The 24,738-nt window shown below is 36.3% G+C and carries 24 protein-coding genes; 16 read left to right on the top strand and 8 right to left on the bottom strand.

The window, feature by feature from the left end; all coding sequences use genetic code 11:
• Positions 1-337: 337 nt before the first annotated feature.
• From H4J39_RS14630 to H4J39_RS14605, 6 genes are all read left to right on the top strand, one after another.
• Positions 338-3,073: a M1 family metallopeptidase gene (locus tag H4J39_RS14630; RefSeq protein WP_182229135.1), complete on the top strand. Its 2,736-nt coding sequence runs from the start codon at positions 338-340 to the stop codon at positions 3,071-3,073.
• 227 nt (positions 3,074-3,300) lie between these two features.
• The gene (gene yegD / locus H4J39_RS14625) at positions 3,301-4,659 is read left to right on the top strand and encodes a molecular chaperone (RefSeq protein ID WP_182229134.1); all 1,359 of its coding nucleotides are present in this window, start codon (positions 3,301-3,303) and stop codon (positions 4,657-4,659) included.
• Between the two features lie 100 nt (positions 4,660-4,759).
• A complete protein-coding gene (locus H4J39_RS14620) occupies positions 4,760-5,437 on the top strand; it encodes a hypothetical protein (RefSeq protein ID WP_182229133.1) in 678 nt (225 codons plus the stop codon).
• A gap of 62 nt (positions 5,438-5,499) precedes the next feature.
• Positions 5,500-5,844: a YajD family HNH nuclease gene (locus tag H4J39_RS14615; protein ID WP_182182021.1), complete on the top strand. Its 345-nt coding sequence runs from the start codon at positions 5,500-5,502 to the stop codon at positions 5,842-5,844.
• Positions 5,845-5,968: 124 nt separating this feature from the next.
• Positions 5,969-6,307 carry a ribosome hibernation-promoting factor, HPF/YfiA family gene (hpf, locus tag H4J39_RS14610; protein WP_182229132.1) on the top strand — a complete coding sequence of 113 codons (339 nt, stop codon included), beginning with the start codon at positions 5,969-5,971 and terminating at the stop codon, positions 6,305-6,307.
• Between the two features lie 146 nt (positions 6,308-6,453).
• On the top strand, positions 6,454-7,404 hold the full coding sequence (locus tag H4J39_RS14605) for a DUF808 domain-containing protein (protein ID WP_182229131.1): 951 nt from the start codon (positions 6,454-6,456) through the stop codon (positions 7,402-7,404).
• A 79-nt stretch (positions 7,405-7,483) separates the two neighbouring features.
• Here H4J39_RS14605 and H4J39_RS14600 read toward each other — a convergent pair whose 3' ends face one another.
• The 3 genes from H4J39_RS14600 to H4J39_RS14590 all read right to left on the bottom strand — a co-directional run bounded on the left by H4J39_RS14600 (position 7,484) and on the right by H4J39_RS14590 (position 10,872).
• Entirely contained in the window at positions 7,484-8,437 is a 954-nt protein-coding gene (locus H4J39_RS14600; protein WP_182229130.1) for a histone deacetylase family protein, read from the bottom strand.
• Positions 8,434-10,305: a bifunctional acetyl-CoA hydrolase/transferase family protein/GNAT family N-acetyltransferase gene (locus H4J39_RS14595; protein ID WP_182229129.1), complete on the bottom strand. Its 1,872-nt coding sequence runs from the start codon at positions 10,303-10,305 to the stop codon at positions 8,434-8,436. Before H4J39_RS14595 ends, H4J39_RS14600 begins: the two co-directional genes overlap by 4 nt.
• Positions 10,306-10,545: 240 nt before the next feature.
• Entirely contained in the window at positions 10,546-10,872 is a 327-nt protein-coding gene (locus H4J39_RS14590; protein ID WP_182229128.1) for a DUF2956 domain-containing protein, read from the bottom strand.
• A gap of 153 nt (positions 10,873-11,025) precedes the next feature.
• On the opposite strand from H4J39_RS14590, the gene H4J39_RS14585 reads away from it, so the two are divergent.
• The 3 genes from H4J39_RS14585 to H4J39_RS14575 all read left to right on the top strand — a co-directional run bounded on the left by H4J39_RS14585 (position 11,026) and on the right by H4J39_RS14575 (position 12,997).
• Positions 11,026-11,808, top strand: coding sequence for an ABC transporter substrate-binding protein (locus H4J39_RS14585; protein ID WP_182229127.1), 783 nt, complete (start codon positions 11,026-11,028; stop codon positions 11,806-11,808).
• A gap of 183 nt (positions 11,809-11,991) precedes the next feature.
• Positions 11,992-12,633 (top strand): LiaF domain-containing protein, encoded by a 642-nt coding sequence (locus H4J39_RS14580; RefSeq protein WP_182182028.1) that lies wholly within the window; start codon positions 11,992-11,994, stop codon positions 12,631-12,633.
• Positions 12,634-12,724: 91 nt separating this feature from the next.
• Positions 12,725-12,997 carry a hypothetical protein gene (locus H4J39_RS14575; protein WP_182229126.1) on the top strand — a complete coding sequence of 91 codons (273 nt, stop codon included), beginning with the start codon at positions 12,725-12,727 and terminating at the stop codon, positions 12,995-12,997.
• A 37-nt stretch (positions 12,998-13,034) separates the two neighbouring features.
• Here the strand turns inward: H4J39_RS14575 and H4J39_RS14570 are convergent, their stop codons facing one another.
• On the bottom strand, positions 13,035-15,464 hold the full coding sequence (locus H4J39_RS14570; RefSeq protein WP_182229125.1) for a DUF748 domain-containing protein: 2,430 nt from the start codon (positions 15,462-15,464) through the stop codon (positions 13,035-13,037).
• Positions 15,465-15,759: 295 nt separating this feature from the next.
• On the opposite strand from H4J39_RS14570, the gene H4J39_RS14565 reads away from it, so the two are divergent.
• From H4J39_RS14565 to H4J39_RS14550, 4 genes are all read left to right on the top strand, one after another.
• The gene (locus tag H4J39_RS14565) at positions 15,760-16,644 is read left to right on the top strand and encodes an alpha/beta fold hydrolase (RefSeq protein WP_182229124.1); all 885 of its coding nucleotides are present in this window, start codon (positions 15,760-15,762) and stop codon (positions 16,642-16,644) included.
• 99 nt (positions 16,645-16,743) lie between these two features.
• Complete coding sequence (locus H4J39_RS14560; protein ID WP_259368849.1) at positions 16,744-17,277, top strand: TlpA disulfide reductase family protein; 534 nt, start codon at positions 16,744-16,746, stop codon at positions 17,275-17,277.
• 172 nt (positions 17,278-17,449) lie between these two features.
• Positions 17,450-18,928, top strand: a complete 1,479-nt coding sequence (locus tag H4J39_RS14555) for a VCBS repeat-containing protein (RefSeq protein WP_182229123.1) — start codon at positions 17,450-17,452, stop codon at positions 18,926-18,928.
• 184 nt (positions 18,929-19,112) lie between these two features.
• The gene (locus tag H4J39_RS14550; RefSeq protein ID WP_182182034.1) at positions 19,113-19,502 is read left to right on the top strand and encodes an acyl-CoA thioesterase; all 390 of its coding nucleotides are present in this window, start codon (positions 19,113-19,115) and stop codon (positions 19,500-19,502) included.
• Positions 19,503-19,661: 159 nt separating this feature from the next.
• On the opposite strand, the gene H4J39_RS14545 is transcribed toward H4J39_RS14550, so the two are convergent.
• Complete coding sequence (locus tag H4J39_RS14545) at positions 19,662-19,901, bottom strand: hypothetical protein (protein ID WP_182229122.1); 240 nt, start codon at positions 19,899-19,901, stop codon at positions 19,662-19,664.
• A gap of 194 nt (positions 19,902-20,095) precedes the next feature.
• Here H4J39_RS14545 and H4J39_RS14540 point away from each other — a divergent pair, with 194 nt between their 5' ends.
• From H4J39_RS14540 to H4J39_RS14530, 3 genes are read left to right on the top strand one after another with little or no spacing between them, the layout of a single operon-like run.
• Positions 20,096-20,971: an alpha/beta fold hydrolase gene (locus H4J39_RS14540; protein WP_182229121.1), complete on the top strand. Its 876-nt coding sequence runs from the start codon at positions 20,096-20,098 to the stop codon at positions 20,969-20,971.
• Positions 20,972-20,973: 2 nt separating this feature from the next.
• Positions 20,974-22,113, top strand: a complete 1,140-nt coding sequence (locus tag H4J39_RS14535; protein ID WP_220462212.1) for an RNA polymerase sigma factor — start codon at positions 20,974-20,976, stop codon at positions 22,111-22,113.
• A gap of 28 nt (positions 22,114-22,141) precedes the next feature.
• Complete coding sequence (locus tag H4J39_RS14530) at positions 22,142-22,480, top strand: HopJ type III effector protein (protein WP_182229120.1); 339 nt, start codon at positions 22,142-22,144, stop codon at positions 22,478-22,480.
• Here H4J39_RS14530 and H4J39_RS14525 read toward each other — a convergent pair whose 3' ends face one another.
• The 3 genes from H4J39_RS14525 to H4J39_RS14515 form a co-directional block, all read right to left on the bottom strand.
• Positions 22,481-22,684, bottom strand: a complete 204-nt coding sequence (locus H4J39_RS14525; RefSeq protein WP_182229119.1) for a hypothetical protein — start codon at positions 22,682-22,684, stop codon at positions 22,481-22,483.
• A gap of 3 nt (positions 22,685-22,687) precedes the next feature.
• Positions 22,688-23,392 carry an ABC transporter substrate-binding protein gene (locus H4J39_RS14520; protein ID WP_182229118.1) on the bottom strand — a complete coding sequence of 235 codons (705 nt, stop codon included), beginning with the start codon at positions 23,390-23,392 and terminating at the stop codon, positions 22,688-22,690.
• Between the two features lie 231 nt (positions 23,393-23,623).
• A complete protein-coding gene (locus H4J39_RS14515; protein WP_182229117.1) occupies positions 23,624-24,604 on the bottom strand; it encodes a methylenetetrahydrofolate reductase in 981 nt (326 codons plus the stop codon).
• Positions 24,605-24,738: the final 134 nt, after the last annotated feature.

Genomic DNA, 24,738 nt, shown 5'->3' with positions numbered 1-24,738 from the left:
ATTGTAGCAAGTAAGACTTTTATTCATATGATCTAAAACAAAGGTTAGGGTGATGGTTTTTTCTTTATGCTAAAAACTTTAAAATTAATAATATCTATTGTTTTTCATTATGTTACCTATTTTTAGGTAATAAGCGTTTTTTATTAGCTAAATCGTATTAAGTCACATGGCATCAAAAAGATATGCACCCTTAATGAAGAAAAACACGATTTGATGTTTTCACTCTCTTTATAGATAAACGTGTGTAAATTCTTTACTATCTGATTTGTCATAAATAGGAAAATAATAAAATTAAGCGCAGCTGCGTTAAATTAATAATAAAAACTATAGGAGCATTATGAAAAAGCTATTCAAAGGATTACTGATCATTGTCATTATTATTGTTGTTGGTGTTATGGGGTATAACCAATACAGTAATTGGCAAAATGAAAATGATTTAGCAGAGCAAGCTTTTTCACCACAAGGACAGTTACCTGACAATATTATACCGACACATTACGATTTATCATTGCGTGTTAATCCAGAAGAAGGAAATTTTTCAGGTAGTGTCGCAATAAGCGTTACGCTAACTGAAGATCTCAAACAGCTTTGGTTACATGGCAAAGACTTTGACGTTAGCCTTGCAAGCTTTACGTCAGAGCAAGGAGAAACGTTTCCTCTCGTTTATGAGGAAATGGGACACTCTGGTGTTGTTAGCCTAGTGTCGTCGCAATTGCTAGCGGCACAAAACGGTATTATTTCTATCGAATTTTCAGGGCAATTAGCGGATGACTTAGCAGGTTTGTATAAAGTTGAAGAAGCTGGACTTGCTTATGTATTTAGTCAATTTGAAGCAACGGATGCACGTCGTGCTTTTCCAAGTTTTGATGAACCACGGTTTAAAACCCCCTTTGATATTCAACTAGAGGTAAAGTCACATCATCAAGGTGTTACGAATACTCCGCAAATAAATGAAAAATCATTAAGTGATGGTTTTAAAAAACTGACGTTTAGCACCACTAAACCACTGCCTACTTACTTAATTGCTTTTGTCGTTGGCGAAGTCGATATCGTTAACTACACCAATATTCCAGTTTCTAAGATACGTGATCGGGAAATCCCTTTTCGTGGTATTGCCACAAAAGGAAAAGGCAAGGAAATGGAATATGCTTTAGCGAATACCGCAAGTATTTTAGCCGCATTAGAAGCTTATTTTGATATGCCATATCCTTACGAAAAGCTTGATATAGTCGCGGTGCCTGATTTCAGTGCTGGAGCTATGGAAAATGCAGGATTGATCACCTACCGAGAACAATTATTATTATTAGGTGACAATCCTTCGCTAAGCCAACAACAAAGTTATGTTGGTACACATGCACATGAATTAGCTCATCAATGGTTTGGAAATTTAGTCACGATGCGTTGGTGGGATGATCTATGGTTAAACGAATCGTTTGCTACTTGGATGGCAAATATGACAATGCAAAAATGGAATCCTGAGTTTGGTTTTGAGCGCGCTATGGTACGTGGCGGCCACGGCGTTATGAATCAAGATATCTATGCCGATACCAGGCAGATTAGAGAACCGATCAGGCACAATGGTGATATTGACAATGCTTTTGATGGTATTACTTATCAAAAAGGTGGTGCGGTATTACAAATGTTTGAAGCTTACGTTGGGCCAGAAAATTTTCAAAAAGGTGTGCGTGCTTATATGAAAAAATATGCTTTTGGTCATGCGTCTGCTCAAGATTTTATTGGTGAAATCGAAGTTTTTTCAAAGCAAGAAAATATTAAAGAAGCGTTTAACAGTTTTTTAAATCAACAAGGTGTGCCTTTAGTCAATGTTGATTATGAATGTAATAACAATCAAGTGCACTTTAGCTTAACGCAAGAGCGTTACCTACCTGTTGGGGCGCGTTCATCTAAGCAAAAGTCTTGGGCGTTACCCGTGTGTTTGAATGTTATAGGAAAAAGTGAGAACAGTAAAAGTTGTATGTTGATGACGGATACTCAGTCGACATTAACGCTTGAAAATTCGGAATGTCCGGTTGCGGTCATGCCCAATTTATCAGGTAAAGGCTATTATCGTTGGTCATTACCCGACGATAAGTTGTCATCGCTATTAGCAAATATGTCACGAGTTAATGCTTCAGAGAAATACAGTATTGCCAGTATGCTTACTGCTGAATTTGAAGCGGGGCGTATTGATGTGAAAACCTATATCAATGCTATAGCGCCTTTTGCTGGCGCAGATGATTGGGATTTAGTTACCCAGCCGGTTGGCATGATAAGGTTTATAGCAGAGCGAATTGCTAAGGGAGAACAACAACAAATATTACTCGATTATCTCAGTGAACTATACCAGCCGGTATTGGATCGCGTCGGTCTAAAACCTGACACCGAATTAGATAGAACTCACCCTAATGACGCAAAAATGTTGCGTAAGCAAATAGTCAGTTTAATGTCTATGGGCTTAAAGCAACCAGCGTTGCTTAAAGAACTGGCAGCAATGGGTGTAGCTTATAGTGGCTATTCGGGTGAATTGATGGGTAAAGGAGAAGGTGATGGTAAACTTCATCCAACAGGTATTGACCCTGATACTATCGGTATCGCACTTGCTAGCGCCGTAGAAGTGCATGGTATGCCATTTGTTGATTATTTATTGACCTTACTCGATGAGAGTGATGACGGTACATTTAGGCAGCGAATTTTAGTGGCTATCGCTATGTCTGAAGATGACGCTATTAGTGAGAAGGTACTTGATTTAGTCACCTCTTTTTCATTGCGGGTGAATGAGCGTATTACTTTATTAATCACACATTTGCAGCGTAAGAAAAATACTAAAAAAGTATACTTGTGGGTAAAAAGCAATTTTGAACTGGTTGGTATGTTGATACCTAAGCAATATTTGTCACAATCACCTTTAATTGCGAATGGTTTTTGTAGTAAAGCAATGCAGCAAGATGTAAAAGCATTTTTTACACCGAAAACTGATGAAATACCCGGTTTAGAAAGAAACTTATCGAAAACCTTAGAGCGAATTGAAATATGTAGTGCTATCGTATTAAGGCAAGCAGACAATCAATTTTAGCCAAATTTATTTATATTGAAATTAAAATAGCGTGATAATAATCACGCTATTTTTTGATCACAATAAATGTAATTACATGATGTTAATGAACTAAAAACGATAATAATCTTCAAACTTCAGCTTTATCAAAGAGATTGTACCGATTGAAATTTATTAATCAGTTGAAAATAAACCACTCGACCAGTATGCTACGCGACCCGTTTTAGACTCAGTGGTATAAATAAACAATGATTGGTTTTGATTACGGCACTTCAAATTGTGCTGTCGCAGTAATGGAAAATGGCCAGCCAAAGATATTATCTTTAGGCGAACATGGTAAGTATATTCCTTCAACGCTCTATGCTCCGAGTCGAGATATTATTGCTCATTGGTTATGTCAGCAATTAAATGAAGAACAACAGCCTCTTTTTAAAGAGCAACGGGCTTTACCGTTAAGAAAAGGCCAAAATGTATTACGAGAGCTAAAGCTTGATGGTATACCAAGTGATTTGTCGTTTGGGCAAGCGGCTTTAAATTTGTACTTGGAAGATCCTGAAGAAGGTTATTACATCAAATCACCTAAATCTTTTTTAGGCGCAAGTGGCTTAGTTGAAAGCCAAGTGAATTTGTTTGAAGACATTGTTGCGGCAATGATGAGTAATATAAAAACACTTGCAGAAGAAAATCAGCAAAAAGAAATAACGCAAGCTGTTATTGGTCGGCCAATAAATTTTCAAGGCTTAAAAGGTGAAGAGAGTAATCGTCAAGCATTAACTATTTTATCCAATGCTGCTAAGAGAGTCGGCTATAAGAGCGTTGAATTTCAATACGAGCCAGTGGCTGCTGGTTTTGAATACGAAGCGAGTCTACAAGAAGAAACTAAGGTATTGGTTGTTGATATTGGCGGTGGTACCACCGATTGCTCAATGCTGTTGATGGGACCAAAATTCAAAGACAGCGCTTCAAGAGAACAGCATTTGCTCGCACATACGGGGGTTCGTATTGGTGGCAATGATTTTGATATCCAATTAGCGTTAAAAGGCATAATGCCTAGCTTAGGTATGAATGATACGTTGAAAACCGGTAAACCTATGCCTGTTAATAGTTTTAATCAAGCCGTGGCGATTAATAATATTAATGAACAAACTAACTTTTATAGCCAAGCAAATTATCGTTATTTGCAAACGTTGCAACGTGACGCTCAACAGCCTGATGTATTTTCGCGTTTATTAAAGGTACACCAGCAAAAATTAAGTCATCGAATCGTTAATGGGGCAGAGCAAGCAAAAATAGGGTTGACGGAACATGATTCTCAGCAAATATACCTTGATGATTTAGCTGGAAATTTAAAAGTAGAGGTAAATCGTTCCTTAATGTTGACAGCAAGTTCGGCTCAATTGAAGCAAATTGCTCTTTTGATGAATGAATGTGTTGTGCAAGCAAATTGCCAACCTGATGTTATTTTTGTGACAGGAGGTTCAGCAAAATCACCGGTATTAAATCAGTTCTTACGTGATCAAATGCCAAATACTCCACTGATTGTTGGCGATCACTTTGGGAGTGTCACGGTTGGTTTAGCGCGTTGGGCTGAAAAAGTATTTCAATAAAGTTGAGGTTTTAGTGCAATTACCTTGTAATTGTACGCTCAACAATGTTAAAAATAATAATAGGAGTAGTCACTGGTTTTACATTTAAAAAGGAATTGATATGTACGCAAAAACGTTAAATTTTATTTGTTTTTTTTACTGTTTCTTTGCTTTCAGTGGCTTTGCCAATAATTATCAGTCAATCGCTGTTCAAACCAGTGAAATTGTTGCGGGCAAGGCGCTTCATCAATATGCAAATATTTGGTGGCAGTGGACCCGCACCATGGGGGATGAAAGTTCGCCGGTGCGTGATAAAACAGGGCAGTATTGTGATGTGAATCAAAGTGGTGATGTTTGGTTTTTAGCGGGGGGCTATGGCACCTCAAAAATAAAACGTCATTGCATTATTCCTTATGGCAAATATATATTTTTTCCTATTATTAATATGGGGTATTGGCCAGAAAGGGATGTCAGTAAAACCTGTGAAGAAGTAAAGCAAGAGTCAGCATTAAACAACAGTGAATTATATTTTGTTTATGCTGAACTTAACGGTCACTCAATTCCTAATATGCGTAATAATCGGATAAAATCAAAAGATTGTTTTGATTTACATGAACTCCTTGCAGAAATAGAACCAACAAAAAAAGTTTATCCTGCCGCTACAGATGGTTATTGGCTCATGCTAAGCCCCTTATCTAAGGGGATACATTCGCTAAAGTTTAATGCGCAATACCATCATCAAACCGCTGTTCATGGCAACATGATGCAAGATATTGAGTATACAATTGAAGTGAAATAGACATTGAACATGTTTAAGCATCATTTTACAATGGCTTATCATTATTACCATATCAGTCAATTATGTCTTCAGATACCTTAGGCGCAAGCCTTAATTATAAGTCAAAAGAAAAAGGCTACCGTGACCGCGCCTTAAAATTATTTCCTTGGGTGTGTGGTCGCTGTGCTCGTGAGTTTGTTTATTCAAACCTGATGGAGTTAACCGTACATCATGTTGACCATGATCATACAAATAACCCAAACGATGGCAGTAATTGGGAGCTACTATGCATTTATTGTCATGATAATGAGCACGCAAAATACACTGACCATGCGCAATATAAAACTGAAGTTATTGCGGGGGATACTAATCAAGATACCGCAACTTATAATCCGTTTGCTGACTTAAAATCAATGCTTAAAAAATAACTTATTATATTTCAATACGGTTACAATTTTTTTCATTTTTTTAGTAAATTACTATTGTTTTTTCTTGGTTTTACCCCGAGTATATTAAGTGAAGACAATTTCTCTCTTAGTAAAAGGTAACATTATGAAAATAAATATTTCCGGTCACCATGTTGAAATTACTGAAGGTATCAAGCAGTCAATTGAGGCCAAATTCCAAAAAATTGCCAAGCATTATCCAAGCCTTATGAGCATTAGTTCAATTATTACCGTTGAGCCCCATCAACAAAGATTAGAAGTTTCTACTCACTACGAAGGTAGTGAGATCTCCGTAAAAGCATCAGGAAAAGAGTTGTATGCTGCTATTGCAAGTGCCGCAAAAAAGTTACAAGCAGCCCTTGCGCATCGTAAAGGTGTATTAGCTGCAAAGTTACATAAAAAGTATCAAGTTGAACAGTCAGATGCATTTTTACTTGTGGAATAAATGTAATTACATTTGCTTACTGTGTTAATGATAAAGGTTGCTATAAGCAGCCTTTTTTATGTTCAGGAAGAACGGTATGTCATGGTGCCATGGATGGCAAGGAATAATGATGTTTATAATTAACAGCGTGATCAGGGAGAAAACTATTGGCGGGATCAAGTTTATTAACCTTACTCGACGATATTGCAACAGTACTTGACGATGTTGCCATATTATCAAAAGTAGCAGCAAAGAAAACTGCCGGTGTACTCGGAGACGATTTAGCACTTAATGCTGAACAGGTTTCAGGTGTAAAAGCTGACCGAGAGTTGCCGGTTGTGTGGGCGGTAGCTAAAGGCTCGCTGTTAAATAAACTTATTATTGTCCTAACTGCTTTAGCTATTAGTGCTTTTGCGCCACCCTTGATTACTTTTTTGTTAGTTATTGGCGGACTCTTTTTATGTTTTGAAGGTTTTGAAAAGGTTTTTCATAAATATTTTCATCAAAATGAACGTTCACAAGAAGGTCAAAAAGAGGCGCATAAGGAAAAGTTATTGGCGCTAGCCGATGAAAGTGTCGATTTAGTCGCTTTTGAGCAGGAAAAAATTAAAGGTGCGATTCGCACAGATTTTATTTTATCAGCCGAAATTGTTGTTATTGCCTTAGGTACGGTGCAAGAAGCAACTTTTGGCATTCAAGTGGCGGTAGTTTCTGGGCTCGCACTTGCCATTACGTTTGGCGTTTATGGTCTTGTTGCCGGTATTGTAAAGCTTGATGATTTAGGACTTTATTTATTGAGAAAAGCAGTGTCGGGTCGATTTAATACCATGCAACGTGCTTTAGGGCGTAGTTTACTTATTTTTGCTCCAGCGTTAATGAAGACGTTAACCGTGGTTGGTACCATTGCCATGTTCCTTGTTGGTGGCGGAATTTTAGTCCATAGCTTTGCATGGTTACACAACAATGTGCATCATTTAGTTGAATTCATTGCAAATTTTTTAGGGACTATGGCTGAGGTTGCAGTACCTACTTTAATCGAAGGGATCGTAGGTGTTATGGCTGGAGGGATCGTTTTATTCGCGGTAACATTGGTGAAGTCACTTAAAAAAACATCTTAATTTTTTATCATCTTCACTATAATATTTAACGCAATGTAGCTGGCGTATATTCATATGGCCAGCTACATGATTGCTTTACTTAATTACCTATTAAGCCTTTAATATGTTCAACAACACTTCTCCCTAAAGCACTTAAGGCATAGCCTCCCTCAAGCATTGATATGATTCGACCTTCGCTGTGCTTATCAGCAATAACCTTGAGTTCATCGGTGACCCATCGATAATCGCTTTCAGTTAGACTGATTTGCGACATCTCATCTTCAATGTGAGCATCAAAACCTGCTGAAATGAAAATAATTTGCGGTTTAAATTTTTCTAAAGCAGGCAACCAATGCTTACTAATCGCTTCTCTAAACTCAGGCCCTTTGCATGTTGCTGGTAATGGCGTATTAATAATAGGTGGCGTATCACTTTCTTGCATTTCAAAGGGATAAAAAGGGTACTGATAGCTTGAACAGAATAAGTAACCGGCCTCTTTGTTATTCGCTGTTGCTCGTTTAATGATATCTTCTGTGCCATTACCGTGATGCACGTCAAAATCAACGATAGCAACGCGCTCTAATTGATATTTATCTTTTGCGTAGGCGGCGGCAATAGCAATATTATTAAAAAAACAAAAACCCATACCTTTATCATATTCTGCATGATGTCCAGGTGGGCGGGTAGCACAAAAAGCAGCATTTAAGGTTTTATCCATCACTAAATCAACGGCATTAATTGCCGCGCCTGCCGATAAAAGTGCCGCAGGTAACGTGTCAGCATTCATACTTGTGTCGTCATCGATACGAAAAATGGCTGCTTTGTCGTCTATGGCTGGAGCATTATCAAAAATATGTTGAATATATTTTTTATCATGGGCAAGTGAAATTAAATCTCGGTCAATAGGTGTGGCGTCGTATTGTCGAATAACACACTCAAGCCCACTACGGATAAGTTGATCTTGAATTGCCCCCATTCTTTTTGGACTTTCTGGGTGATAATCTCCCATGTTGTGACCATTACATTTATGATGACCAATTACACCAACTGTCATTGTGCTTCCTCTGTATCTGCTGTTTTCGTATGTTCTAGTTGTAACTCTAAATTAAGTTCGTCCATTTCTTCAGAATACTTTCGAATAAAACCTACCTTTTCAAATACCTTTAACATAGGTGCATTATCTCGGCGAACACACGCAATAAGCTTATCTAATTGTCGTATAGTGGCAATTTTTATTATTTCGTCTAATAACGTTTTTGCCATTCCTTTGCCTCGTTTATCTTCGCTGATAACAAAAGCAACTTCACCACAATTATGACTCTCGATATAGTAATAGCGCCCAACCGCATGAATCACATCAGCTAAATTAGTGCGCTGGGTAAAACACAAAGCTAAGTCTTTATGTTGGTCAACACTCACGAGCTTGCAAGCGTTCTCACGAGTCATTTGCGTAGCATGGTGGTTATAACGCATGATTAATGTTTGTTTGGTATGCGAATAGAAAAATTCTTGCAAGCGGCGTTCATCAGCCGGAGCTAACGGTCGCAAATAATAATTAATCTCGCCAAAGGTGAACTTCTTTAGTTCTATTTCGCCTAATTCAGGTACGGAAGTGGGTGAACTCTCTTGATATTCAGGCACCCAATAGTTTTTACGGACATCTTTTAAGAGTTGTTCGCGAAACTTAGGGTGAGCAATACGAATGAGTTCTAAAGCCCGTTCACGGATACTTTTACCTAATAGCGAGGCAATACCATATTCGGTAACAACATAAGCAACATGGCCTCGCGACGTCACCACACCGCCACCTTCAGTAATATGAGCGACAATGCGAGAAATTTTTCCGTCTTTAGTTGTAGAAGGTAGCGCAATAATAGGTCTACCACCCTTACTTAATGATGCACCACGCACGAAATCAACTTGACCACCAATGCCACTGTAAAAGTGATAGCCAATTGAGTCGGAAACAACCTGTCCGGTTAAATCTACTTCAATGGCGCTATTGATAGAAATCATATTGTCATTTTTTGCTATGTTTACGGGAGAATTTACATGTTCTGATGGATAAAACTCAACATGAGGGTTGCCGTCAACAAAGTCATATAAGCGTTGTGTACCCATACAAAAGGTCAGTACTGCTTTACCTTTATGGAAGGTTTTTTTACGGTTGTTAATAACACCTGAGAGCATTAAGTCAATCACGCCATCGGAAATCATCTCACTATGAATACCTAAATCTTTGTGGTTCGCCAAATACCTTAAAACGGCTTCAGGAATTTTTCCTATGCCTATTTGTAAAGTTGAGCCGTCATCAATGAGCATTGAAACATATTGTCCTACTTGTTCTGCGACACGGTCAATGGTGGGTTGTGGGAAAACAGGCAGTGTTTGCTCGGCTTCTAGCCATGCATGTATCTGATTAACATGAACAAAGCTATGGCCATTAGTGCGTGGCATCTTTGAGTTGATTTGTGCAATAACATAGGTTGCTGATTTCACTGCCGATGAGACGATATCGACACTAACACCCAATGAGCAATAACCATATTCATCTGGAGGACTCACCATGATTAAAGCGGCATCAAGTGGTAAAACATTTTCACGAAATAAGCGGGGAATATCAGAAATAAAGCTGGGAGTGTAATCAGCTCGGCCTTCAGCAATGGCTTCACGAATATTTTTTCCACCAATAAACAACGCATTTACCTTGAATAGATCTTTGTGTTCAGGCGTCGCCCATTTGTTATCAGAGAGCGTTAAAATATGTACCGTTTCAATGTCGTGTAATTTGGCGCTGTTAGCAATTAAGTCGTCGATTAAGGCGTTAGGGACCGCGGCATTAGAGCCAATAAAAATTCGATTACCGGACTTTAGAAACTGATCCCATTTTACTTTTTTCTTGTCTTGGTCGAATAATGACATAGTAAGTCGCTCTTATTAATAATGATAAATAAAGTATGCCGTAACAGCGAAAGACTTTATTGATTATAATCAAGGCAACTGAGTATAACGTAACGTGTTTGTAAATGGACTTATACCTTAGTCTTAAACCTGATTATCTAACTAGGGGGTGTTAATTTAGTGCGATATTTAAGTAAAGGCGAAACAACATTGAGTCATATTTAAAAGTGACTTAATAACATCATTACTTTTTATCCGCTTTTATGTCAGGTTAATATAAAGGATAAAACCGACCCAACTTAATGTTAAAAGAGACCAAGGTAAGCTGAGTGACTTTCTTGTTTGTGGTCTTGCATCGATATTATTTGTAGCGAGTTTTTCTTGGTTGGTCTTTTCTCTTAATAGCGATTTTTTAGCTTTATCTCGTTCTCGTGATTTCTTCCCTTGTTGCTTTTTATATTCGGCAATACCTTTTTCAATGCCTTGAGCAATAAGCTTGGTTTGTTCTTTGGTTTGTTTGGGTTTTTGTATACTTTTGGCAACTTTTTGTGCTTCTGCTTGACGTTCTTGCGATTGTTTATGCATCATTTATTTTATTATCGTCTAATATATATATTATAAGGATGAATTTATAAGAACCTCACCGGTTGATCAAGGCTTATCTTAACTTTTTAAAGTGATAAATCATGCGTATGTCAACCTAGGTAGTTGTTAAACTTTGACTGAAGATTGTCTCGTTTTATGGCATTATTATTTAAAAATAATTTACTTATTTTACTTATTTTACTTGTTTTTATTAGTATGGATAGTTATGCATATAATGAAAATGAAGCGAAAACTTCAGAAAAAGAACAACCTGTCATTCAGGTGGTATCTGAAATTTATCCGCCTTACCAAGTGATTAATGAAATCGGTGAGCTTGGGGGACTGTCTGTTGATAAAGTAAAATTACTCTTTCATCGCTCGTCTATAAATTATCAGGTAAAGATATATCCGTGGGCACGAGGTTATCAATTAGCGTTAACGCAACCTAATATCTTTATATTTTCGTTGTTAAGGACACAAGAAAGAGAGTCTTTATTTCGGTGGGTAGCACCATTATGTTCGATAGAATTTTCATTTTATCGGTCAAAAAGCAGACCTGATATTCAACTGAATTCAGTAGCCGAAGCAAAAAAATACCTTATTGGTGCACAAAAAGGGCAAGCATCAGCGGAGTATTTATTAAGGCTAGGTTTTGAACCAGAAAAGAATCTGTCTATTTCTTATAATAACGATAATTTTATTCAAATGTTAGCCTTTGACCGTGTTGAACTGATTGTTCTCTCTTCAACATACTTTGCATCACTCATAGCAACAAACTCACCTTATGCTGACAAAATAGAACCTGTTTTTCCTATCAATTATTTAACGCGTAATTTGTATTTAGCGAGTAGCCTTAATACCTCAACAGATTTGATTAGTCGACTTGAGAAAGCCTATGATGAATTAGCGCCACAATTTGATCATAATTGTAAAGAATAAGCCTTTTTTTCTTAATGGGTTGGTTAAATTACATGGATAATGGTTAAAAGTACTAAATCATAATGTCTTTTATGTTTTTTTATTACCCTATATATGTAAGTTATTGTAATTTATTATTATTATTGATGGTCTGTTTATTGCTTCATTTTCAATCGTATTTTAACTGTTTAAAGGAATAATAAGATGGCCGTTAACATTGCAGACCGACCTATCGATAAAGTAAGAGAAGAGGTTGTTGACCAATTAGTGATGAATTATAGTCACGGTGAGCTTTCACATGAAGCTTTTGAAAGACGATTAGACCAAGCAATGGCTTTTGAATCAAATGAAGAGCTTGTTTCACTTGTTGCAGATTTAGACTTAACCGTCGATCAAGAATATATAGAAAAGAAAAAGGAAGACTTTCGCTTTAATTATGCTTCTACTCCAACTGATGAAAGTGATTTACTTGTTAATATTTTTAGTGGAAGTGGCCGCAGTGGCGAATGGCGTGTCGCTAAAGAAATTAAGTCGATAAATATTTTTGGTGGTTGTGATATCGATTTTAGTGAAGCCATATTTACGCAAAGAGAAGTTACTGTAAAAGTCTTTTGTTTGTTTGGTGGCATTGATATATATGTGCCTGAAAATGTGAAAGTCGTTTCAAAAGCTTTTTGTGTTTTTGGTGGTGTCGACAATAAAGCGCCATCTACTGATTATATTGATGCCCCCACAATTTACGTTGAAGGAGTCGTGTTATTCGGAGCTTTAGATATCACCCTTAAACGTACACTGAAAGAACGTTTTATCGCTTTTGCTGATGGTTTAAAAGATATATTTAATTAGCTTTTATTATCTATACACTTTGTTGACTTCGGTTAAGCTTTTATAAATCTCCTTATGTTATTTTTAGTCTTAACAAAGTAGAGGGGATAAAGTGACTGATAAGCAAACGATTAAATTACTAAAAGTGATAATGTTTTTTGGCCTTTTTCTTTTCTTACTTGGCCATTATCTTTTATCTTATGCGGATCTGCCTGAAAAAATGGGTGTAAAAGGTATTATTATCTGTGCTGCCTGTATGGCTTTTGGGTTAATTTTTTCATTACCGACAAAAATGTATCTAACCTTTTTATGGGTTAAACGAGAGAATGATCAAACTTGTAAATATAAAGCACAAAAAATAGATAAAAAAAACGCGAGCACGTAATATGCTCGCGTTTTTTGTTAAATGAAACTGATAAAGCCTAATCAGTAAAGGTAATCCTTGGCTTCGCACCGATAGATGAATCTATTTTAGGGTAGCAAAGTAAAAGTCTTGCAGAGGCAATGCCTTGTTCTTTAACCATGTAATCTTTAAAAGCATTAAGACGTTGCTCAGACAATTTAGCGAGTTGCTTTATTTCATCTTTGTCGGTAATTGCAGCACCTAAAGGTTTATTAATATCCTCTGGTGTTGCAATTGCACATAATGTTAACTGTGTATCAAGTTTGTCTTTCATTAACGAAGAAAACTGAGTTAGAAACTCACTATGGTGATCCGTTAATTGAGTTTCTTTTACAGGGAATTCAAGGTCATTAAAGCGTACTTTGAGTAAGTAACCACCTGCAGACATAGCAATATTGACAACATTGGCATAGGGAACAAATGTTGCCATCAAATATTCTTTAGCCGCTGACATTGTTGCTTGCTTGACCATTAAGCTGATAAAACCACTCATGCCAAACGATGGATCATCAGTGCTGCCTGTTAATGGAATATCTAGCTCTACATTCCCATCGCCGTCTTTTAACATGCCTAATGCTATATTAAACGGCACTGATGTCTGACTTTTTATGGTGCCCGTTTCATGATCGTTGGCTGCGCCAAGTTCAACGCCTCTTAAAAGTAATACGGTATTGCCGCCAATATTGGCATTATTAACGGTAATATCAAGTTCTACATCAAGCTGGCCGCTCTTAAGTTCATGTTTAAGTGCGCCTGAGATATAGGTTGATAATGACGGTAGGCTCACTTCTTTGAAGAAACCTTTTAATTGATAAAAGTCTTCATGACTAAAAGGCTTAGCAATTGCTGACAAATCAAAATTAGCATACTTATCACTGCTTCCCTTTAACGAAAATTGGCTCTCTTGCTTTGGTTTTTGATTATCAAAAGGGCCAGCGTTAAAGGTTGAGATACTAAATTCTCTTTCATAATGAGGGCTGGTACTACGGTCAATAAAATGAATTTGTGCGCTGTCACCCAATGAAAAACTATTAAGTGACAATAAGAAGGGCGATTCAGTACTCTCTGTCGCTACGTCAGCAGTATTTGGCTGATTGACATCTTTTTCTATCGCCGCTTCAATAGGTTGCTCACCTTTTGGCGAAACGGGCAATCCGGTAATATTTTTTTCTTTATCAAGGTTGGTATCAATTGCTAAGCCTAAAAGGCTAATAGTGTCGATAGATAAACCCTGCTGCGATACAGTAATATTATTAATATTTAAATTTTTGAACTGGGCTAAAGGTGGTAGCTCATCGGTGGTGTTTTCAGCAAATAGGCTTTGCTCAATAATAAGGTTGGCGATATTAGCTGTTATTAGCGACTCCAATGTTGTTATGGCAATGTCATCAAGCTTTATCGCTGATATGTTGGCCAAAACTTGTGACTCTATCTCATCGTACGCCATTAAATTATTGACGTTTAATTTAGCGGTTCCTGATATCTTCGGGGCTTGGTCACTGACGAGTTCGATAGATAAGTTTTGCAAAGATAAAGGGTCGATATTAAGTGCAACTGTTTTATTTCTTTGTGCTGCCTTAAAGCCTGCTGATATCAGCTCAAATTTTTCAAGGTTAATATGCGTAGCAGTATCGGTGATTGAAACTAACTGTTTACTTTTAATACTGACAGAGCCCTGCATCATTAAAGGGGCTTGCTCTGTGCTATTAGCTATAAAAGGTTGAAATGGCGCCAGCGCCAATTCAGATAAAGTTAATTCTGAATTTATTTCACCCTGATTTTCAGCTAGTTGTGCTTGTAATGTTAAAAGTAAGGGAGCTTTATTGATGAACGCGTTAAGGGATAGTTCAGCTCGTTGTGCTTGAGCTGAAGCGAGAACATTCTTTATGAGTAATGAATTAATTGCAAATTCTTGCTGACTTTGTTTCACACTTATATTAAAAACAGCATTAGAGAGGCTAAAATTAGGTAACGACAATTGATAATTATTCGGTTTGTTTTTTGGCTGAATTTCATCCGGTTGTGTAACAGAAGACGAAGGGGATTCTGTATTGTCAGCTATAACAAAACCACCAATTATCGGTGTTTTATTATTTAAATTAACATCTATATATAATCCATCAATAGCAAATTCTGAAAAATGTAAAGTATCGGTTAATAGCCTATATAAACTCGCCGTAACCGCTAATGATCTAACCTCTACAACAGGCTTTTTAATAGTGTTTTTTGTCGTTATGGCAAGTTCACTTATCGTTAAGCGTGACAAAAAAGGGTTGTAACGAATGGTGGTTGTATCAGCCAATATCAACTGCTGTTCACTAAGGTACTTACCGAGATAATGTTGACTAATAAAAGGTGATGATATCCAAATAACTAGAAAAAGAGCAATAAAGAATAAACCGACAAATTTAACTGTTTTAGTGGCGGTTTTTACAAAAGAAGAAGACATAAATTTCCTAATTTAAGGGGGGTGTTATTATAATTGATTATCCGGTTGAGCAAGGCAATTTACCTTTCAACATAATGGCGTTGTTACTCAAACGATACTTAACTGCAATATTCTTGTTAAGCGTGCGTAGGTTATTGACTTTTTTATCTACTGTCTAGTGTTATGGTCGTAATGCTGTAAGTAATATCAGGTCGATTCAGTCATTTTTATTGCTCAACAGGATTTAACATCGTATGCTCATCTTAAGTGGTCTGACCTTTAACTATTGCCAATTTAATTAACGTTTAATAAACCTATGATAAATCAAGAATCTTTATTTTTACCTCAAGGTGAACATCAACTTCATTTAAGGCACATTTGGAAAAAAAAAGGGGGAATACCCGTTTTTATGTTACATGGCGTGATTGAAAACGGTTTGATTTTTTATACTAAGAAAGGTAAAGGTTTAGCTTGCTACCTAGCGGAGCAGGGGTTTGATGTTTATGTAGCTGATTTACGTGGCCGAGGTGAAAGTACTCCTCGTATTGATGCAAGTGCTGAACATGGTCAATTTGAAGCGATCACCCAAGATATACCACTTTTTATCGATTACATTTCTCAAACAACAAATCAGAAAATTCATCTTGTTGCCCATTCATGGGGAGGTGTTTTATTAGCGAGTACGCTTGCTAGGTTTCCAACGGTTATGGAAAATATTCGCAGTAAAACTTGTTTTGGAACAAAACGAATGGTGACCGTGAAAAGTTTAGAGAAACTTTTTAAAGTCAATATAGGTTGGAATAATTTAGCCCCTAAACTTGCAAAGCAAAAAGGCTTCTTAGATGCTAAAAAACATGGTATTGGCTCTGATAACGAAACAAGACAATCATTAGCAGATAGTGTTGCTTGGGTCAAAAAAAGCGAATGGCATGATACTACGGATGGCTTTGATTACTTTCAAGCAGCAAAACGGGTAGATTGGCCACCGACATGGCATTTTACTGGGAGTAAAGATAAAGTCTTAGGCCATGCTAGAGATGTAAATATTTTCATTAATGAATCGAACCCTCAGGCGAAGTTTACTTTACTGTCGAAATCTTTAGGCAATATGCAAAATTACGATCATATTAATATCCTTACTCATCCCAATGCTAGAATTGATCATTATCCGCAGTTGGTTAAATGGTTGAAGTCTCACTAATTTATACCCTCGATTACTTTTTATAAGCCTTTACGCTACTAAATATTCAATAATACTGTTATAAAATCATATCATCATTTTTTTAAATGGATTTAGAACATGAATAAAACTATCGTTTTTATGACAAGTGCCTGCTTTCTTGTCGGGTGTCAGTCAATTTATACCGCCCAAACTACTATTCCCATAAAAGAAAAAAAACCTGTAGAGCAATCAATACCTAAATATCAAGAATTTATTCATAGTGGTGACATCTTACCTATTCAATATATTGTTGATATTAAGGGTAATACTATTGATTTAACGAATAATAAAAAACGCAAATTGGTGATTTTATTTGCAACCTGGTGCCCAGATTCTAACCGAGCGCTTAAAGCACTTAATGAATCGCCATTATTGAATGACCCAGCGGTTGATATTATTGCAATTGCCCGCGAAGAAACAAACGAAGATGTCATTAAGTGGCGCGACAAAAATAATATTCGTGTGCCATTAGCCACAGATGTTAATCGTAGTATTTACCAACAGTTTGCCGTTGGTGGTATTCCTCGTTTAATTACGGTAGGTAAAGATAATAGAGTAATAAAGATGAACTTAGCTGAAGGACAAGAGCAACTAAAGCTTATTCAATGGTAGGACTGGCTAGCAGTATTATTAGTGCAGGAATTGTTACAATTCTCTATTTGGTTTTTACGATCCATTTTATTAGAATTGAACTTTGTTAATTATTTGTAATCAACAGTAGTGCTACTTCCTTGTGGTTAATTTCATGCTCAAGGAAAAATGAATAAAACTTTAAAGGATTATCATGTCAACAATAACAACAATAACGACAGCTTTATTATTAACGACGTTAGCTTCCCCCTTATCACTCGCCAAAGCGAATAAATTAAACTTCCATAAATCTCAACAAAATTCTGAACATAAAATAACGGGAAAACTGTTGTATTTGAATGACAGAAATGGCGATGTCGATTTACTCATTCATGACGATAAACGTTTTAGCTATTACCCACGCATTGCTAAAGACGGGTTAACAAAAAAAGCTCAACTTATTGAAACACCTGATAATGCGCAGTTTTATAATCAAGCAAAATTAGCCAATAAAAAAAATGAAGTTATCGTATATTTAACCGGCGATGCGGTGATGTCTTACAATATAGAGGATAAAACACTCAGTAAATTGTTAGATGTTGATACTTTATATAAATATCAAAGCATTTTTGAAATGAACTTTGGTGAATTTGTCCAAGACTTTAACGAAGATGGGCTAAGCGACTTTATTACTTATAGTTTAGATACAACTCATCTGTATCTGCAAAAACCTGATGGGTCATTCACTCATCAATCGTTAGCTATTTCTCCACGGATTGAAAAGTCGGGTAGTGGTATATCCTTTAAACCACAAGATTTTTATCACGCTGATTTTACACATGATGATAAAAAAGATATTGCCTTCCAAGTTGATGACCAATTGTTAGTCTTTGCTCAATCAGAAGATAAATCATTTAATAATAAAATAATGACTGTTTCCTTAAATGCTCATTTAGAAAATAAAAACTCTGCGATAAAAAAACAGCAAGGTGAAAAAAGTGCAGATGTGAATCTTGAAACTATTGAAGATATTAATGGTGATGGCCTCGTTGATATAGTCACTAAAGAATCGGTACGAGAAGGCATGATGTCTAGAACTAATGTACTTATGGTGCGTTATGGCTTTATCGACAATGGTGTCATGAGTTATAAGAAAGAAGCTGATGGTCAAGCTACTTTTGATGGTCAAGGTATGATTAAGTTTAAAGATGTTGACGGCGATGGCTTGAAAGACTACTACACACTGAGTGTTGAAATGGGTATTGGCACAATGATGTCTGCAATGTCTGGTGCTATTGATATGGATTTACGATTCTACAAATTAGGCCAAAATGGTAAATATGTTAAAAAACCTTCTTATGAAAATGAAGTTGAAGTGTCAATTGGTTCAAGCAGTGACGGTGAAGCGCTTACTGAGGTAAGCGATTTTAATGGTGACGGTATTAACGATTTGATCCTCAAGACTGATGATGAAGAATTCACTATTTATTCAGGCGCTAAAGGTAAGCGCTTATTTGCTAAACGTGGTGCTGATTACGAAATTGCATTACCTAAGAGTGTTCGCACAGAAGTTAAAGATTTTAACAACGATGGTAAAGCAGACATCCTCTTTTTATATGGTAAACACTATGATGAAGACGAAGAAAAAGAAGTCGGTGAGAATAAACTCACCTTATGGTTATCTGCGAGTTAATTAACACTAAAACTTCGCTATACTATAAACGTTGAAGGGTATCGTGTCATGGTTCACAAGGAGTTTCGATATCCTCGATGAATTATTATGATTTATGCTATATAAATCATCGATACCACAATATTTTTTTAGCAATGTCATTGCGCTATAGATAGCAATAAATGACGATTTTTAAGGTTATATTATGCGTTTTTTGTCCCGTAGATTGGTTCTTCCTAATGATTTAAACTATGCAAACTCGCTCTTCGGTGGTAGAGCATTAGCGTGGATTGATGAAGAAGCAGCGATTTTCGCCATTTGTCAATTAGAGACTAACTGCTTAGTGACTAAACATATTGGCGCTATTAATTTTGAATCTCCAGCCGTGCAGGGAGATGTTGTTGAGTTTGGTCTATCGACTAAAAGCGTCGGCAGAACCTCAATTACCATTACTTGTTTAATGCGTAATAAGATTACTAAAAAAACCATTTGCTTAGCTGACGATATTGTCTTTGTGCAAGTTGACCCTGAAACCAAAGAACCTATTCCTCACGGAAAAACATTAGCGGCTTTACAAGCGCAAGAAACGTTATAAATTTACCAACACTGTGATCCCTTTTTTGGCGTTTTATTTTAAAATAAGCATTGTAAATTAAAGTTACCTATTGATTTATAATGCTATTTTTCATGACCTGTCTTTATTCGCCCATTTTAGTGAACGCTATAGTGAATACTTCCGCATGAACGATAAAAGCTAAGCACTCACTTTTTTTGCAAATAAACCTTCAATTTGTAATCGCAGTCTATTTTTAACCTGTTTATTCAAGCCCATTGTGAAAAGTATGCTTGAAATTGTAGCGACAACTATTATTGTTTTATATAACTTTATGCCAGTAAACATAACTAAAAGCATTAACAAGAGTGCATAAGTTAATCCCATTACAGCGAGACATAAACACAGTCCTTGCACCTCTTTATTTTGAAATATTTTCATGCTCCATTCCTTTTTGTATTCAATACAAATGAGCTTAGCAAAGATATCTTATTCGCTCTATAGCGAAATTAATCATAAATGTTACATGAGATTTCGAAGGTTAATTTAAATAGATGTCACAAAGTAAAGTGTCATGGGGTCTTGTTAATGAAATAAGAAGTTTTCTCTTTTTATACGTTATTTTAAGGACCAGTATGAATATAGTACATATAATATTAGCAGTGCTTGTGTTTTCGATGAGTCTTAATACTAAAGCCGAAAGTTGTATTCGTGTTGAAGTACAAGGAGCAGGGCAACCCTTAATTTTAATTCCAGGGTTAATGAGTGATGGTAGTGTTTGGCAGCAAAGTGAAAAATATTTAGCAAAAAATTATCAAGTACATACGGTCAGTATTGCAGGGTTTGCAAAGACTAAAGCTTGTGCTGACGCAGATAATATTTTGTCCCAAGTGAAATCTGAATTATTAAGTTACATAGAGCACCATAAATTACAAAAGCCAGTATTAATGGGTCATAGCTTAGGGGCATTTTTATCTTATAGTCTAGTAATAGAAAATGAAACGCTATTTTCTGCGGTTATTGCCGTCGATGGCTTACCCTATATTGCGCCAATATTTACCAAGACATCAGCGACTACGCCAACAGACATGCGGCAACAAGCTGACTACATAAAAAATATCTATCAACAGGCAACAGCTCAGCAAATGGCTGATATGACTAAACAAACCATTGCTATTCAAGCAACGTCAATAGAAAATCAACAAGCGGTTATTGCTATGGCAAAAGTATCTGATCAAAATACAGTGGCTTCAGCTTTACATTTTTTATTACTTAATGATTTAAGGGAGCCACTAAAAAAGGTTAAAACACCCTTGTTACTTATTGCTGCCCAAGGTGCATTTACCAATGAAGCGTCTCGTCGATTCGCTACCGCTTTATACCAACAACAAATAGAAAATGTACCCAATGCTCATTTAATTACCAATACTGATGCTAGACATTTTATTATGTGGGACGATAATGAATGGTTAATGGCAGCAACTGATTTATTTTTACAGGGCGTCTTATAAACATGCTACTTACTGATGAACAACAATTGCTGCCTGATATTGCTTTAGCAAAGTTGGGTGATTCACTTGCCTTTACCCGCTTAATTGAACAGTTAGCTAATACAGTTGGTTCTATTGCTTTAGCTATTACCCAAGATCTTGATAGCAGTGAAGATGTTAGCCAAAAAGTTTTTATTAAAGTCTGGCAGGAAATAAATCAACTAAAAGAAAATATAAGCTTTTTACCTTGGGTTCGACAAATAACGCGCTATACCGCGTTAAACCATATAAGAGATGAAAAAGTTAACCGAAACATAAAAGGAGATGAAACTGAACTTTTGCTTGCTACACTTATTGACCCTAGTCATTCAGCTGACGTAGGATTACTGAGGGAAGAGCAGAATACTTTAATCCAAACTCTTTTAGCTCAATTACCTGATGAGAGTCGGGAAATTGTGCTGCTATATTATAGAGAACAGCAGAATACCGAATCAGTAGCCACATTATTAGGCTTAAATGCAGCGACAGTCAGAAAACGTTTAAGTCGCGTGCGGGCCTTAATAAAAGACCGAGTATTAGCACGTTATGGTCATGTTATATTATCAACAAGTCCGTTAGGTTTAGCGACGTTAGTTTTATCGGGGCTTTCAGTGAGCTCGCCTGTTGCGGCTGCAGTGGTCACAAAAAGTATGGTCAGCAGTCAAGGTCATTGGTTAGTAAAAATACTGCTAGCTTTAGGAGGAGCAATGCTCGGCGCTTTACTTGGTATGGTGGCAAGTTATATTGGCATGTCTAAAGTCATTGAAAAATTGGTAGATGAAAAACAAAAAGCTCAGCTTAAGGTTTTACGTAATAAAACCGCTTTTCAATTGTTCCTTAGTGGTATTTTATTTACCTTAAGTTATGAATTTACAGAAGGTTGGGGTATGCCTTTTTTATGTTTTATAACATTATTTTATTTTATCTATCGCTCAACTCAACAAGTGAATGCACTTGTTGGACTTCCGAAGGATATAACAAAATTAACTGACACTGATTTGATTCAGCAATCAAGAAAAGACCAGTTTTGGTGCCAATTTGGTCTCGTAGCAGGTTTTGTAGGAGGTGGCACTGGTCTGATGGTTGGCTTATATAATAGTGGTCGATTTACGACCTTTTTTTAGCAAAGAAAAGAATTAAAATAGGAATTGTATGCAATTAAATGATTTACTCGAAAAGTTAAGTGTCACACCCGCGCAGGTTGAATTTAACGAAGTGATGGCTGTTATTTTGGCTACCTACCATTATAAGCCTTGTACGTTTAGTAATGGAGAACTCCTTAATGAGGCTGGTACCAATGAAGGGTCATGTAAAATTTTTTATTTTGCAAAGTTACATCATTTGTCCGACCAAGAAACATTAGCGTGTTTTGGTCAATATTACCGTCAAGATGTTTTGCTTCATCCAGAGGGGGGAGATCACGGAAATATTAGAAACTTTATCAAGCAGGGGTGGCAAGGTATTCACTTTGAAGGCATTGCGCTCTCTTAATTAAGAATCATCTTCTAATAGATATTGCTGGTAACCCTTTACGCCAAAATAGCGAGTAGATTTTTTAAGCTTGATCATTTTGGCGATAAGCAAGTCGCCAAAGTATATTTTGACCACTTCTTTATCACCGTTGGAATCTGATTGGTATTGGTGCATTGAATTCTTTCTTAAATTATCAAATTCTGTTTTCATGATCAGTTTCAAATGCTAATTCTCTTCTGTTAAAGGACGAGTGTATTTATTTATTATTGCGCGTATTTTTCCTTGCTGTTTTAATTTATTAATCGCTTGATTAATAACAGGCACGATATGGGCTTTTGATTTTTGTATACGTAGTGGACGAATTGAATGCTCATGCACTTGGCCTGTTTCTATGTTTAATTGATGAATATTACTCAGGTAGTTAACAATGGTTTGGTCAGCAATACCAACATTTAACCTATTACCTTCAATAAGTTTTAAAAGCTTTAGTTCACTTTCTACATCATAGCGGTTAAATACGGTATCAAAAGCATAACCGTAGCCCTTAATCGTAGCAATTGTTTCGTTTGCTAACGCATCAATTTTTCTTAATTGGCCTTGTGGAAAAACAAAAACATCTTCAGTTTCAAATAACGGTTGGCTGTATAATGAAATTGTACTTTCGCTTGAACGCCACTCGGCGATAGGGCAACATTCAATGTCAATCTTACCTTCTATAAAGCTAGAACGTATTCGCGCAGATGAAAGATAAACAAATTCTAATTGGTAAGGGGTGAGTTTAAAAATTTCTTGAAATACTTCAACATAAATACCGCGATGTTCTATTTCTCCAAATGAATAAGGAGGGTGCCCTTCAAAAGAGAGTGCCACCTTAATGGTTTCAGCTTGGGCACTTAAACATATGCACAAAAAAATTGAAATCCACTTCATGTTTTTAAAACTCGCGGTTACTGTTGTCGTTATATCACTTAACTATAACAACAACAGTGAAATCTGCTTAATAAATATTTATCTAAGCATTATTTTACTCACCACTTTTTTAAATTTACTGACGATATACCCTAATAACGTGTAAATATATCTTGAGTTGAGTAAAATAACCAAACGAAATTCACAAGGAAAATTTAGCTTGAAACCGTTAAATAGCGTTCAGGTAAATCATTATTGCTGGTGAATTAATCGTTCAAGTTCTTGCTTTGATAAATAGTTTTCCATTGTCGAACGTAGTAATTTATATAATAAAATTGAACCGTCAATTTCCTCTTTACGGTTAGTTAAGCTTTCTATATTTAAACCTAATGGTAAATCATACGGTAATACAGCGTCGAGTATTTGCTGTAGAGTGTTTAAGCAGATACGAATAGATTCATAAAGGGGTTTTTGTGCGTTAAGAATACGTAAGCTGGTTGCTTCAGGTACGCTGACGCCTAACCATTCAATAAACTCTAATGTTTTTTTACTGCCACACGGTGAAAACGTTAAAATGATACGTTGTGGCTTTAATCCTTGTTGCTGACATTCGATCGCATAGCGCGTTAACATATCTATGGTGGCTTGTGGGTTATAAATAGCTTGAGAGATAAAGAAGTTACATCCTTGCTGATGCTTTTCTATTAACCGAGTATGTTCATTACCTTTATTTGCATGCCGCTCTGCGATGGTAATACCGCCGATAAAGAAATCATTTTTGTTATCAACTAAGGTTTTATATGCACTGGCAAGCGGTAGTGAAATATTATTCTTTTGCGAAGGGCTTCCTACAAGAACAACATCACGAATGCCATATTTCTGCCAAGCTTCATTAGCCCATAGATTAAAGTCATCACTATTTGATTGAACAACACTCTTATAAGTGATCACCGGACGTTGAGATTTATTCTGTAGTAACGATGAATAGTAACGGGGATCTAATGTTGATTTAAACGGGAAGGGGCGAGGTATATTCGTACGCGAATTTTCATCTTGAATATCGTAAACAATCAAACCATCGAAATCAATATCACTAACGCGTTCAAGCAGCTTTTCAGCAATCAATTCAACTTGCTCTACAGCAGTATCACTTTTGGGAGGGGTTGTGCCAATAAAATAGACGCCACGGGTGTTATCGTTATAACGAGCTCTTAATTCAGATCCTTTGTTCACTTTATTTCAATACCGTAATTTTGATAAAACTGATGAGTTCATAATACCTGCTTGGTCGTTATAAATCTCTGCCATATTTATATTTTATTGTTGATAAAAAAATAAAAAGGGAATGAGGCCTTTTATGTCAATAT

Origin of the sequence: Colwellia sp. Bg11-12, from assembly GCF_014076955.1 — a bacterium.
Lineage (GTDB): Bacteria > Pseudomonadota > Gammaproteobacteria > Enterobacterales > Alteromonadaceae > Colwellia_A.
This window is presented reverse-complemented; position numbering and strand designations above follow the sequence as displayed.